This window comes from Flavobacterium sp. P21 (assembly GCF_050632225.1).
Classification (GTDB): Bacteria; Bacteroidota; Bacteroidia; order Flavobacteriales; family Flavobacteriaceae; genus Flavobacterium.
Map to the genome: position 1 here is coordinate 3,846,687 of NZ_CP192585.1, position 13,818 is coordinate 3,860,504.

General features: G+C 36.2%; 10 protein-coding genes and 1 pseudogene. All 11 read right to left on the reverse strand.

Annotated elements, in window-relative coordinates; genetic code table 11:
* Positions 1–75 precede the first annotated feature (75 nt).
* On the reverse strand, positions 76–3,816 hold the full coding sequence (locus tag ACQ9BO_RS19285; protein ID WP_431242069.1) for a hypothetical protein: 3,741 nt from the start codon (positions 3,814–3,816) through the stop codon (positions 76–78).
* A 275-nt stretch (positions 3,817–4,091) separates the two neighbouring features.
* On the reverse strand, positions 4,092–4,187 hold the full coding sequence (locus ACQ9BO_RS19290) for a hypothetical protein (RefSeq protein WP_431245163.1): 96 nt from the start codon (positions 4,185–4,187) through the stop codon (positions 4,092–4,094).
* A gap of 10 nt (positions 4,188–4,197) precedes the next feature.
* A complete protein-coding gene (locus ACQ9BO_RS19295; RefSeq protein WP_431245164.1) occupies positions 4,198–4,800 on the reverse strand; it encodes a PorP/SprF family type IX secretion system membrane protein in 603 nt (200 codons plus the stop codon).
* 667 nt (positions 4,801–5,467) lie between these two features.
* Positions 5,468–6,123, reverse strand: a pseudogene (locus ACQ9BO_RS19300) (rhamnogalacturonan acetylesterase).
* Between the two features lie 174 nt (positions 6,124–6,297).
* Positions 6,298–7,644 (reverse strand): glycoside hydrolase family 28 protein, encoded by a 1,347-nt coding sequence (locus ACQ9BO_RS19305; protein WP_431242070.1) that lies wholly within the window; start codon positions 7,642–7,644, stop codon positions 6,298–6,300.
* A 25-nt stretch (positions 7,645–7,669) separates the two neighbouring features.
* Positions 7,670–8,554, reverse strand: a complete 885-nt coding sequence (locus tag ACQ9BO_RS19310; RefSeq protein ID WP_431245165.1) for a pectinesterase family protein — start codon at positions 8,552–8,554, stop codon at positions 7,670–7,672.
* Positions 8,555–8,559: 5 nt separating this feature from the next.
* Complete coding sequence (gene pelA / locus ACQ9BO_RS19315; protein WP_431242071.1) at positions 8,560–9,615, reverse strand: pectate lyase; 1,056 nt, start codon at positions 9,613–9,615, stop codon at positions 8,560–8,562.
* Between the two features lie 265 nt (positions 9,616–9,880).
* Positions 9,881–11,479 (reverse strand): glycoside hydrolase family 43 protein, encoded by a 1,599-nt coding sequence (locus ACQ9BO_RS19320; protein ID WP_431242072.1) that lies wholly within the window; start codon positions 11,477–11,479, stop codon positions 9,881–9,883.
* A 70-nt stretch (positions 11,480–11,549) separates the two neighbouring features.
* Positions 11,550–12,761, reverse strand: a complete 1,212-nt coding sequence (locus ACQ9BO_RS19325) for a glycoside hydrolase family 88/105 protein (protein ID WP_431242073.1) — start codon at positions 12,759–12,761, stop codon at positions 11,550–11,552.
* 36 nt (positions 12,762–12,797) lie between these two features.
* Positions 12,798–13,580 carry an alpha/beta hydrolase fold domain-containing protein gene (locus ACQ9BO_RS19330; RefSeq protein WP_431242074.1) on the reverse strand — a complete coding sequence of 261 codons (783 nt, stop codon included), beginning with the start codon at positions 13,578–13,580 and terminating at the stop codon, positions 12,798–12,800.
* The gene (locus ACQ9BO_RS19335) at positions 13,577–13,732 is read right to left on the reverse strand and encodes a hypothetical protein (RefSeq protein ID WP_431242075.1); all 156 of its coding nucleotides are present in this window, start codon (positions 13,730–13,732) and stop codon (positions 13,577–13,579) included. Before ACQ9BO_RS19335 ends, ACQ9BO_RS19330 begins: the two co-directional genes overlap by 4 nt.
* Positions 13,733–13,818 lie beyond the last annotated feature (86 nt).

Consider the following 13,818-nt stretch of genomic DNA (forward strand, 5'->3'; position numbering starts at 1 on the left):
GATTTAAATCAAAATATTAGAGAAAGGTCGCTTACTGTATTTATTAGCGACTTTACAGCCTTTCTTTTTTTAATATTATTTTGAATAATCAAATGTTACTAAATTAGTATCCGCAATTACCATCAATGCAAAATTACCATTTGATGCAGGAATGTAGTTTACTGTAGTCCCTGATATTGTATATGCATTTTTGTTAATTCTAACTCCATTGATATACATTTTTACCTTGGATATATCTGAAGGAGTATTGCTTAAATTAAAAATAGTTTGATTATCAGTTGTTACCGGAATCTCATCTATCACTTGTTGATTTCCAACTGCAGAAACATCTTTAGCATCTACCCATGTTGGTGTTGTTCCAACAGTTTGTAATATCTGTTTATCAGTACCTGGTGTTAAGCCAATATTTGTATCCTTAAATGCATTATTTACACCGTCAGAAATAGAAATTAAGTTTGTACCTGTCATTGTACCCGCACCAGATGTTGGTGCCGCTCCTGCTGGACCTTGTGGACCCTCTGGACCTGCTACTCCGTCAACCCCGTCTTTTCCGTTCTTGCCGTTGATCTTTGTCCATGTTCCATCAGAATTCTGAACAAAAACATCGCCAGTAGTCGTATTGGTGTAGATGTTCACGTCTTTTCCTGGATAGCCCGGTTCTCCGTCTTTTCCTGGATCGCTAGGGCCTGCATCCAGACCAACTGCTCCGTCTTTCCCATCAACCCCGTCTTTTCCGTTCTTGCCGTTGATCTTTGTCCATGTTCCATCAGAATTCTGAACAAAAACATCGCCAGTAGTCGTATTGGTATAGATGTTCACGTCTTTTCCTGGATAGCCCGGCTCTCCGTCTTTTCCTGGATCGCTAGGACCTGCATCCAAACCAACTGCTCCGTCTTTCCCGTCAACTCCGTCTTTTCCGTTCTTGCCGTTGATCTTTGTCCATGTTCCATCAGAATTCTGAACAAAAACATCGCCAGTAGTCGTATTGGTATAGATGTTCACGTCTTTTCCTGGATAGCCCGGTTCTCCGTCTTTTCCTGGATCGCTAGGGCCTGCATCCAGACCAACCGCTCCGTCTTTCCCGTCAACCCCGTCTTTTCCGTTCTTGCCGTTGATCTTTGTCCATGTTCCGTCGGAATTCTGAACAAAAACATCGCCAGTAGTCGTATTGGTATAGATGTTCACGTCTTTTCCTGGATAGCCCGGTTCTCCGTCTTTTCCTGGATCGCTAGGGCCTGCATCCAGACCAACCTCTCCGTCTTTCCCGTCAACCCCGTCTTTTCCGTTCTTGCCGTTGATCTTTGTCCATGTTCCATCAGAATTCTGAACAAAAACATCGCCAGTAGTCGTATTGGTATAGATGTTCACGTCTTTTCCTGGATAGCCCGGCTCTCCGTCTTTTCCTGGATCGCTAGGGCCTGCATCCAGACCAACCGCTCCGTCTTTCCCGTCAACCCCGTCTTTTCCGTTCTTGCCGTTGATCTTTGTCCATGTTCCATCAGAATTCTGAACAAAAACATCGCCAGTAGTCGTATTGGTATAGATGTTCACGTCTTTTCCTGGATAGCCCGGCTCTCCGTCTTTTCCTGGATCGCTAGGGCCTGCATCCAGACCAACCGCTCCGTCTTTCCCGTCAACCCCGTCTTTTCCGTTCTTGCCGTTGATCTTTGTCCATGTTCCATCAGAATTCTGAACAAAAACATCGCCAGTAGTCGTATTGGTATAGATGTTCACGTCTTTTCCTGGATAGCCCGGCTCTCCGTCTTTTCCTGGATCGCTAGGGCCTGCATCCAGACCAACCGCTCCGTCTTTCCCGTCAACCCCGTCTTTTCCGTTCTTGCCGTTGATCTTTGTCCATGTTCCATCAGAATTCTGAACAAAAACATCGCCAGTAGTCGTATTGGTATAGATGTTCACGTCTTTTCCTGGATAGCCCGGCTCTCCGTCTTTTCCTGGATCGCTAGGGCCTGCATCCAGACCAACCGCTCCGTCTTTCCCGTCAACCCCGTCTTTTCCGTTCTTGCCGTTGATCTTTGTCCATGTTCCATCAGAATTCTGAACAAAAACATCGCCAGTAGTCGTATTGGTATAGATGTTCACGTCTTTTCCTGGATAGCCCGGCTCTCCGTCTTTTCCTGGATCGCTAGGGCCTGCATCCAGACCAACTGCTCCGTCTTTCCCGTCAACCCCGTCTTTTCCGTTCTTGCCGTTGATCTTTGTCCATGTTCCATCAGAATTCTGAACAAAAACATCGCCAGTAGTCGTATTGGTATAGATGTTCACGTCTTTTCCTGGATAGCCCGGCTCTCCGTCTTTTCCTGGATCGCTAGGGCCTGCATCCAGACCAACCGCTCCGTCTTTCCCGTCAACCCCGTCTTTTCCGTTCTTGCCGTTGATCTTTGTCCATGTTCCGTCGGAATTCTGAACAAAAACATCGCCAGTAGTCGTATTGGTATAGATGTTCACGTCTTTTCCTGGATAGCCCGGCTCTCCGTCTTTTCCTGGATCGCTAGGACCTGCATCCAGACCAACCGCTCCGTCTTTCCCGTCAACCCCGTCTTTTCCGTTCTTGCCGTTGATCTTTGTCCATGTTCCATCGGAATTCTGAACAAAAACATCGCCAGTAGTCGTATTGGTATAGATGTTCACGTCTTTTCCTGGATAGCCCGGTTCCCCGTCTTTTCCTGGATCGCTAGGGCCTGCATCCAGACCAACCGCTCCGTCTTTCCCGTCAACCCCGTCTTTTCCGTTCTTGCCGTTGATCTTTGTCCATGTTCCATCGGAATTCTGAACAAAAACATCGCCAGTAGTCGTATTGGTGTAGATGTTCACGTCTTTTCCTGGATAGCCCGGTTCCCCGTCTTTTCCTGGATCGCTAGGGCCTGCATCCAGACCAACCGCTCCGTCTTTCCCGTCAACCCCGTCTTTTCCGTTCTTGCCGTTGATCTTTGTCCATGTTCCATCGGAATTCTGAACAAAAACATCGCCAGTAGTCGTATTGGTGTAGATGTTCACGTCTTTTCCTGGATAGCCCGGCTCTCCGTCTTTTCCTGGATCGCTAGGGCCTGCATCCAGACCAACCGCTCCGTCTTTCCCGTCAACCCCGTCTTTTCCGTTCTTGCCGTTGATCTTTGTCCATGTTCCATCGGAGTTCTGAACAAAAACATCGCCAGTAGTCGTATTGGTATAGATGTTCACGTCTTTTCCTGGATAGCCCGGCTCTCCGTCTTTTCCTGGATCGCTAGGGCCTGCATCCAAACCAACTGCTCCGTCTTTCCCGTTTTTTCCATTAATTGGTGTCCAAGTTCCATCTACATTTTGAATATAGACTATACCAGACTGATAATCAGTATAAATATTTATATCATCACCAGGATATGTAGAAGTCCCTTTTGGCCCTGGAGCTCCATCACCACCAGCAACACCAACTTTTCCATCTTTTCCATCTTTTCCATCTTTTCCATCTTTTCCTGACCCAGAACCTGATTCACCAGAAACAGCCATTCTATTCCATTTATTGTTATACCAATAGTAGTAACCTGGTACAATGTCTCCAAGTGTCTCAGTAGCAAAAACCAATAAACTTTCAGCCTTTCCTTTTAGAGGATCAATTACAATTGGTGCATAAGTAGCCGTGTTTGTCAATCTAACCCTAGGTATTAAAACACCTCTTATATCACCACCATCCTTATCTTTAATTTCGGTAGTGACCTCTAATTGAGCCGATCCATGGGGAGTTTTTGTTCCTATACCAACCTGAGAATAAGCTGATATAGTTCCTAAAACCATGAATAAAGGGAGTAATCTATTTTTCATAACCTTTAGTCTTATGTGTTAATTATTTTCTTAAGTATTTAAAATCCAAACGACTAGATTTCAAAGTGCAAAGTTCCTCTGAAAATGAGTTTATTTTTGCCTGTAAAAGTTTTTAAACTTATAGATTAGGGTATATATGATTTGACACTCACAAACAACTTATTATCAACAACTTAAAACCATATGAAAGAAAAAAAGAAAAAAATGTTTATCAATTGAATAAAAAACTATTCTAAGAATGCTTTTGAAATAAATAAAACTTATGGCGCTTTTAATTAAAAAAATCGTGGTGTTATTATTCTGTACTTTGTTTTAGCAAACAAATCAAAACGAAGAAAAATTTCATGGGATCCTCCATTATAATTTCCAATGTTAGTAACATCATAATCGAAAGCATATCCTAATAGTAAGACCTTGGTTAATTTGAAACCCGGCCATTCCGCTCACTGTAGCATCCCATCTGTATGCCAATTCCAATGTTAACTTATCTATAAAAAGAAAGTTTGCTGATAAATCTACCGCTATTAGTGGACCTTTTACCGCTTTTACCGTTGTCGCCGGTTTGAATTGAATGTTTTCATTCAATTTAAACACATAACCGGCCATAGCATAAAAATGCATATTTTGTAAAGCAATAGAGACCTTCACATCATCATAAAACTTTGTTTCTATAATTTGAGGAATTGATACACCAAAATACCAGTGAACTGAATGAAAATAAACTCCAGCTCCTATATTAGGAGAAACTTCGCTTAAAACTCCGATAAAATAAGGATCATCTGGATCATAAATATTGAGTTTGTTAAAATCAACTTGCATGAAATCAATTGAAAAGCTCACACCTAAGGACATAATAAGTGATTCGAATAATTGTATAGGACGAGAATACCCTAACGATAAAATTGTATCAGAAGATGGTCCTATTTGATCATTAATAACGGATAATCCAACTCCTTGACCATTTTGGGCAATGGGACTCTCGATTGAAAAATTTGCTGTTACAGGCGCCCCATCTAATCTTACCCATTATGCCCTATACATTGCAAACACACCTGGTACTCCACGTATGCCTATATAACCAGGATTTATACTCATGGTATTATACATATATTTGTGGATACTGCGATTGCTGTTGGGCAAAACATTAGAAAAAATATAGAAAAATCAAAACTAAAAGTATTTTTTGATTCAAAATTGCCGTTTTGGATTTATACGAAAAGAGTTCAGTCTTTATTCATTAAGTGTTTTTAATGGATTAGAAACTTAATAATAACGATACATTAGGTCTTATTGCGATGGGGTTTGCATATACTACTTATTTGAAAATTATAAATAGTAAAATTTAGACCTTAAAAATCGCTAATCAAATCAACTTTGAAAGCACTTTTTGATTATTTAAAACTCAAATGAAAATAAAGGCAATTAGTAATGAAAACAAGTAATTGAAATATCTTGTTTCATAAAGACACAAAATAAACGGGCTTATAAAAGAATATAGCCAATTGCTGTTCTTTATAAAAAAACAGTTTGTTTATAAGCAGATAGAAAAATTTAATTCAGAAAAAAACCGCATACCTATTAAGATTACTAAAAACCAGCAAATTATCACAAAACAATTTATTAATTTTTAGAAAAGTAAAAAGAATGAATATTATTTTATTCCTTTTTGAAGTGTATTGAGAGAAGAATCTTTTAAAACTTTAATCTGATTTATTACAATTTGTGCGATTTTATTTGCCCCTAATAAAGAGAGATGTGTATCGTCTTTTTTTCATCCTTATAATAAGGTACTTCTCCAACTTTGAAATGCAAATGAAGTTGTTTGGATTTTTCTGGACCATAAGATTGCTCCAAAAGCTCTGTATAATATTCTAAATCTATAAAAGGTACTTTATATTCTTGTGCAACTAATCTAGTTTCTAAAGGATAATCTCCATGCGTGGGAACCAAAACACCTTTCTCATTAAAATTGCGTCTTGCAATAGAAGTAAGTAATATTGGGATCGCGCCTTTCTCTCGGGTTTCATTTACAAAACGAATTAAATTATACCTATATGTAGTATGCGGATTCGTGTAACGGGTTGAATCTTCTATTTTCTCGTCATTGTGCCCAAATTCTATAAAAACATAATCTCCTTTTTTTAGCTTTTTATAAATAGAATCCCAACGATTCTCATTAATAAAACTTTTTGTGCTCCTACCGTTTACAGCTTTATTTACAACAGTGATATTATCAGTAAAAAAAGGCTGTAAAACCTGAGCCCAACCATGTTCTGGATTACGGTCTGGGTCTTTTTTATTTGCCATTGTTGAATCGCCAATTGTGTATAGGGTTGTTTTTTGTCCAAAACAAATTGATGATAGTAATAAAGCAAAGAAGATATATTTTTTCATTTTGAGTTGTTGTTATATTATATTTATCAATCAAAAAAGATTTGTCATTTTTGTACCAAGTTAGACGCACTGCGGTGCGGCTCTACATTATTTTGCCGCAGAAGGAACAGTTGCACGCTTACCAATAAAAACATCGGTCATCAAAACATTTTCAGCATTCTCGTTTGATAGTGCATTTTTTGCCTCTTTTATTTCGATATTTTTAAAAAATAGGTTTTGAATTTTTTTATCTGAAAATCCCTGAATAACAATTCCTGATTCAGAAGCTTTATTGCGGCTGATATCTGAAAAATAAATATTAGATATTTCTGATTGATAGCCCTTTCCTTCTCCATGGTAATTTGCAGTTATGTACAAGCAATCTTCTACTTCATCCAAAGCAATATTTCGAACAAAAACATTTTTAATAAAACCGCCTCTATCTGCATTGGTCTTCAAATAAATACCTCTTTTTAAATATCCAATTGTTTTGCAATTTTCAACAAAGACGTTTTGAACTCCAGCCGACATTTCACTTCCTATTACTACACCATGTAGTCCTTTAAAATTACAGTTCCTTATGACGATGTTTTCGCTTGGTGTTTTAGCATTAGCTCTTCCTTCATGATCTCTTCCGGCTTTTATAGCCACATTGTCGTCTCCATTATTGAAGGCAACGTTTTCAATCAAAACATCTTTCGAGTATTCTGGATCAATTCCGTCGTTATTAAAATTCAATGATTTATAACTTATTCCTCTAATTGTAACGCTTTGAGACTTCAACAAATGAAGACACCAAAATGGAGAATTCTCAATTCTGATGTTTTCTACCAAGATATTTTTGCAGTTAAAAAACTGAATCATCTGCGGACGCAAAAAATAACCATCACCAAACTTTCTTTCAGTCAATGCAACATTATTATGATTCATGTCTCGACTTCTGTTTTTACCTGCTTCTTCTTTTTTCTTAAAACTTTTCCAAACATTTCCACCTTCCCCATCAATTGTTCCTTCTCCTGTGATCGCAATATTCGAACATTCATAAGCATATATAAGCGGACTGTAATTGTACAGCATTGTACCTTCCCAACTTGTCAAAACCATTGGATAATCTTTTGGATTATCGCTGAATTTTATTTTTGCACCTTTTTCAATCTTAAGATTAATATTGCTCTCAAAATGGATTGGGCCGTTTAGTTTATAAGTACCTTTTGGCACTATAATCGTCCCACCATTATTCTTTTTACACAATGCCATTGCTTTGTCAAATGCAGGTTTGTTGTTTGAAACTGAGTCTCCTTTTGCACCAAGTTTCACTACATTAACTTGATAAGCAGGAATAATTGGCAATTGAATTCTCTTGATAATCGAGTCAACTCTTTCAGATGGAAACTTTTCTTTTTGAGCAAAAGAAAATGTAGAGATCAGTAAAAATATAAGGTACTTTAAATTCATCGCAATTACATTTAAAAATCATATTTTATTTTGAATACCAACCAGATAAATCATCTTTCAGAATATTTTCTATGGTATATTTCTCCGCTTCATTCTTTTTTAATTGATGTGACCATGAAACTCTTTTTGCAGGCCGAAAACCTTCTCCACTGCAATTATATTCAGCATAAAAAGTATTCCTTTCGGCTTCTGGTTTTGACCAGTTTTCCCAACCTTCTGCTCTGATTTGTTTACCTAATTCACAATTCAAAAAAACTGTTTTGGCATAAATACGCCAAGGTCTTCCTAAATAAACTGCATCTGCAGACGGTTCTGCCGTTAACTTACAATTCTTAAAAACAAATCCAAAAGAAGTTCCTTCTGGCGTTGACGCGACTGTTATATAAGAGTTTTTAATACTATGAATTTCGCAGTTTTCAAATAATGCTGTTGCGCTTCCAAAAATAAAATCTGTTGTACCTTCTATATAACAATTTACAAAATACTGCTTTGCTTCCTTTCCTGATAAATACAAAGTATCTTGATTTCCGAGAATATTGCAATTCGAAATTTTAGCACGATTTGCTACAACCGAAAGTGCAATTCCTTGTCCGTTATCTCCCGAAGCATTTTTTATTGTAAGATTTGATGCCGAAAAATCATCACCTTCAACCAAAACTGTATAAGTATAAAAAGTGCTGTTTCTTCCTAAATTGATTTTTGAAAAATTGTCATCAAAAGTAATAATGGTTTTTTCCTTGCTTTCTCCTTGTAAAACTACATTTGTATTCCACTCTGGAATTCTAACTTTTTCATTATAAATTCCGTTTTTTACTGAAATTGTCACTTTTTCGTAAGGAAATGCGGGACAAGCATAAACAGCATCCTGAATTTTGGTAAAATCTCCCGAACCATCTTGAGCGACAGTAATTAAGGTTACATTTTTTTATCTGCAGATGAAACTTTTGTTCCATTTTTGATCGCCCATGCTGGATATTTTTTCAGTACTTCTTTTGGTGCATCAGAATACCAAGAGTAACCATTTCGTCTTTCAGAACCTATTTGATCCAATGATTTTTTCTTGATTCCGTCGCGGTCACAAAAGAAAGGTTCATTGGTTTCTAAATCCATAAATCTAGCCCAAATTGGTCCTGCATTTACCGCTGGAAGCATTTTTTTATCAATAATTTTTCCCTGATCATTCAAAACCCTTTTTTCTTCTAAATTGGTGATTTTCGTTTTTTCAAACCATTCCTCTGCACTTTTTACAGCAATCAAAATTTCTCTCGAAGGTTTTTCAATCGACATTAAAAGCAATACAATTTTAGTTGATTCGTAACCACTCAATGATGCTAATTCAAAAGCTCTTGCATTTGCTGGCGCAAGCGTCACTTCATCATGTTGCGCGCACCAAGCCGTTAAAACACCGTTTTGCTTGTATTGCGTTTTTAAAATACAATCAATCCCTTTTTCGAATGCTTTTTTACATTTTTCAACAATTTCTTTTGATGGCTTAATGCTATAAAAATCAGTTTCTTCACTAATTTGTTTCATGACATTCATGATATTCACCATCGAATCGTCATTGTATGTGATATGTGTATAATATCCTTTTTTTAGTGGATAAAATTGAGGCCAGCCACCGTTTGCGTATTGCGCTTCCAACAAATAATTCACGCCTTTTAAAAATGATTCTTTGTATCGCTCATCTTTTACCTGTGCATACATTCTAGACATAAAAAGCATTTCTTGGCAAGTTGCTCCATTATCTGTTGTAGTTTCAATAGCTGTTTTTTTAAGTGCAATCAAATCCTTTTTTTGACTTGGATTTAGTTCACTTTGCATTTGAATATTTTTTGGCCATCCGCCAATATTTCTCTGATAAAGCAAAACATTTTCTGCAATTCTTTTTGCATCATCAGAACTAAACCAAGATGATTCATTTTTACGAATAATATCTGGCCAGTTTTTATAGGTATTTTGCGCATTCATACCAATGCTAAACACCATCGCAAAAAACAAAATTATTTTTTTATTTGAATCATGTTAATCCGTTTTAACTCTTAATTATTTTATTCGAAATGCCTAAATATTAATTTTTGAAGAACAAAAAAATCTAAAAATCATTTTAAGGTTATTAAAATAAATCTTTTTCTTACAAAATATGTTCTGATATTATTTTTTAAAGTTCTTTTCTTAAAAACAATTTACAGAAGTCGTTTTTTTGAAAATCTGAAAAAATGTATTTTATGACTTTTTATTTCGTTAATCTAAACCAATCGACCGCTACATTTCCAGAATCATTTGTAATTTTTTCGCTCAAAGCAAAAAGACCGACTTTGGCGCCAATCCATTTTCCTTCTTTTGAAATAAAGTCATTTCCAATTGGCTGATATTTTTTATCATCTAAACTATAATAGAAACTACATATTCCGCCTTTTTTGATTTTCACTCGCAAATAAATTGTGTTATTAGAAATCGAAACCGGACTAGTTTCAGTTTCTTCCATCTTTTTATCAAAAGTTCCAGTTTTCTGATTCAGATATAATTTTCCGTTATCATTTTTTAAATTCAAATAACTATAATCTAATCCCATTATAATCAAACCTGTACTTTCTCCATTTAATCTGGCATTGAAAGTTATTTTTGCAGTTGCAGTGAACTCTTCAGCTGGGAATTTTTGAAGAAGCAAATTTGGCGCTTCAAAAATTTTCTTGCTGTCTTTAATTGTTGGCAGACAATATAAATTCAAATAACCTAAACTTGTCGGAAATCCCCAATTATTCTGCGCATTTGCCTGCCATTGCCATTGCAGTCCAAGTTTTGGTTCATTAAATTCATCTGAAGTTGCAGGATTTTCAATTGAATATTTCTTGCCGACGTTTGGCTTTTTGAAAGTGGTTACTGGCTCTCCAATTCCGTTTTTGTCAAAATCCTGCCCCATAACCGGCCAATCATTTTCCCATTTCATTGGCTGAAGATGAACAATTCTTCCATAAGCTCCTTTATCCTGAAAATGTATAAACCAATCTTCGCCAGTTTGAGTTTGCACCCAAGCGCCTTGATGCGGACCATTAATATTTGTTTTTCCTTGTTCTAAAACTTTTTTCTTTTCATAAGGTCCAAAAACATTTTTAGATCTAAGAACGGTTTGCCAGCCCGTAGAAACTCCACCTGCCGGAGCAAAAATATAATAGAAGCCGTTTCTTTTATAAAACTTTGGCCCTTCAATAGTTCCTTCTCCATCATGACCATCAATTACCATAACTTCATCATTGTTAGTAGCAGTTCCTTCTGGATTCATACTACAAACCACTAGCAAACTTTTGATTTTTGCGCGACTTCCTGCAAAAGCATGAACTAAATACACTTTGCCATCATTATCCCATAACGGACTAGGATCTATAAGACCGCTTCCTGCTTTTACCAAAACAGGTTCTGACCAAGGTCCTTCTGCTTTTTGGGCTTTAATCATATAAATTCCAAAATCTGGATCTGGGTAATAAATATAAAATTCATTGTTATGGAAATTGATACTTGGTGCCCAAACTCCGTTTCCATGCTGTACTTTATCAAAGGTTTCAAATGGAGGCTGTTTTGGAAGAGCATAACTTAAAATTTTCCAGTTTACAAGGTCTTTAGAATGCAAAATTGGAAGCCCCGGAATACAATTAAAAGACGATGCTGTCATGTAAAAATCATCGCCTACGCGAACAACATCTGGATCTGAATAATCGGCATGGATGATTGGGTTTGTATAAGTTCCGTCTCCATTATCTGGTACCCAAACTTGTGCTGTATTTTTTTGAAAGAAAAAAATCGAAGAAATAAAAAGGATGATTTTTATGTTTTTCATTTTAATAACAATTTCCATATATAATCAACCCGACAGGTTTTTTAAAACTTATCGGGTTTCTATCTATAAATTATCGATTCAATTCTAAAGCGGCTAAAATAAATGGTCCAGTTGCTTTAGGATCATTGTCTTTCTTTTTCTCTTTCACATAATATTCGTAAGAACCATCTCTGTATGGAGTCCCGCCCAAACCAGCAACTTGACACGCTTGAGTTAATGTAATAGTACCGTCAGCATCCACTTTCATCAATTTTGTAGTCAAGCCATCAAAAGCTTTGTTCGCCAATTTTTTAAATTTCGCAGGCAAATATCCTTTATTTGCTCCTTTTGCGAAAGCATAAGCAAACATTGAAGATCCTGAAGCTTCTAAATAATTTCCTTCTTTACCACCTTTGTCCGTTACTTGATACCACAAACCTGATTTATCTTGATATTTAGCTAAAGCCTCGCAAGCACTGTTTAGATATTTTACTAATTCCTTTTGTTTTGGATGTTCTTTTGGCATGTAATCCAAAACATCAACAAGCGCCATAACATACCATCCTAAAGCTCTTGACCAAAAATTTGGCGAATTTCCTGTTTCTTTATTTGCCCACGGCATTTGCTTGCTTGAATCCCAACCATGATACAATAAACCCGTTTTGGGATCGGTTGCATGAAGTTGAATTTCTTCAAATTGTTTTGCTACATCATCTAGATATTTTCCGTTTTCAAAAGTAACAGTGTATTGCGCATAAAATGGCTCACCCATGTACAAACCATCTAGCCACATTTGATTTGGATAAATATTTTTATGCCAAAATCCGCCTTCTGGTGTTCTTGGTTGTTCTGATAATTGTTTGCGCAACAATTGCATTGCTTTTAAATATTTTTCTTCTTTGGTTTTTGCATAAATATCAAAAAGCAAACGACCAGAAACAATCATATCAATATTGTATTTCTCCAATTCATAAGACTTAATAGTTCCATCATTCTGAACCAAAGCATCAACATATCCTTTTACATAAACTGGATATCTCGGATCAGGATTCTTTTTGTATAATTCTTCAAAACCATGCAAAACCAATCCATGAACATAATCCCATTTTGGCGCTTTTGAATCGTCAATCATATAAGCTTCTGGATGGCGTTTCATTAAAGTCAAAGCCATTTTATCTGACCATTTTGAGTTCTTTGGAACAACGATCTCTTTTTCTTGAGAAATTGCCTTAGAGCTTGTAAAAGCAATCAAACAAGTTATTGCGACCGATGCGAAATACCCAAGTTTTCTTTTATTTTTCATTTTAAAATATATTTTAAGTTTTGCTTTGTTTCGAAATTATTTAAAAATCTTATCTAAAAATTGCGTAATATATCCTTCCATCTCTGTAAACCAAGGTTCAAAAAACCAAAATGAATGAGGCGAATCCTTGATTGTTTTTACTTCATTGTAAATTTTGTACCCATTTAAAATCGTAATCATATCATCCCTCCCGGCATGAAATCGGTCAAAACTGCTGTTTATAAAAAGAATTGGAGGCGTATTTTTATCTGTATGACTTAAAGCCGAAGCATTCCTCCAATTTTCAGGATTCTCTTCATAAGATCCTTTTAACCAAAACGATGCCATTTCTCCTTCTTGGGATTCTGGATGCTTAAAAGCTAAAATTCCATCGACATCAATAATCGCATGTACTTTTGAAGAAGATTTACTTTTAAAACTTGAATCCTCAAAAGCCGAATTTCCATTAGTCGTGCCAATCAGCGCCGCCATTTGCCCTCCCGAAGAACATCCTAAAACTGTAATTTTATTTGGATCTACATGGAATCTTTTGGCGTTATCTTTTATAAACTTTATTGCATTTTTAATATCATAAACTGCTTCTGGATATTTTGCTTCCAATGACAATCTGTACTCAACTGGAAAACAAGAATAACCTTTTGAAGCAATTTCTTGTGCAAGAATCTGCATTTGGCTTTTGTTTCCGGATCTCCATCCACCGCCATGAATCATAACTACCACCGGATTTGCTTTTTTCTTATTATAAAAGTAAGCGTCAAGATGCAATTTCCTATCTCCGATAGTATTATAAATCAAATCATTACTTTGACCTACATTCAAATCCTTTTTTCTTTTACAATCGTAATAAAAGGATATTTTTTAATGAGTTTATTGTAAGTACTCTTTACCGTATACGAAGTATCAATACTGTACTGACTTTGCGCCCTTACAGCAGTTAAAAGCAACAATAAAAACAGAACTTTTCTTTTCATTTCAGCGCTTCTAATTTTTAGTTAAGAAAGGAGTTCAATTCTCGATCAAACTCCTTTTTTAACAACTTCAAAAAACAACTTTCTTA

What these genes read in the sequence shown, in the direction of transcription:
- ACQ9BO_RS19285 (WP_431242069.1), bottom strand. Translation starts at nt 3,816, where the DNA reads ATGAAAAATAGATTACTCCCTTTATTCATGGTTTTAGGAACTATATCA.
- ACQ9BO_RS19305 (WP_431242070.1), bottom strand. Translation starts at nt 7,644, where the DNA reads ATGAATTTAAAGTACCTTATATTTTTACTGATCTCTACATTTTCTTTT.
- pelA (WP_431242071.1), bottom strand. Translation starts at nt 9,615, where the DNA reads ATGAATGCGCAAAATACCTATAAAAACTGGCCAGATATTATTCGTAAA.
- ACQ9BO_RS19320 (WP_431242072.1), bottom strand. Translation starts at nt 11,479, where the DNA reads ATGAAAAACATAAAAATCATCCTTTTTATTTCTTCGATTTTTTTCTTT.
- ACQ9BO_RS19325 (WP_431242073.1), bottom strand. Translation starts at nt 12,761, where the DNA reads ATGAAAAATAAAAGAAAACTTGGGTATTTCGCATCGGTCGCAATAACT.
- ACQ9BO_RS19335 (WP_431242075.1), bottom strand. Translation starts at nt 13,732, where the DNA reads ATGAAAAGAAAAGTTCTGTTTTTATTGTTGCTTTTAACTGCTGTAAGG.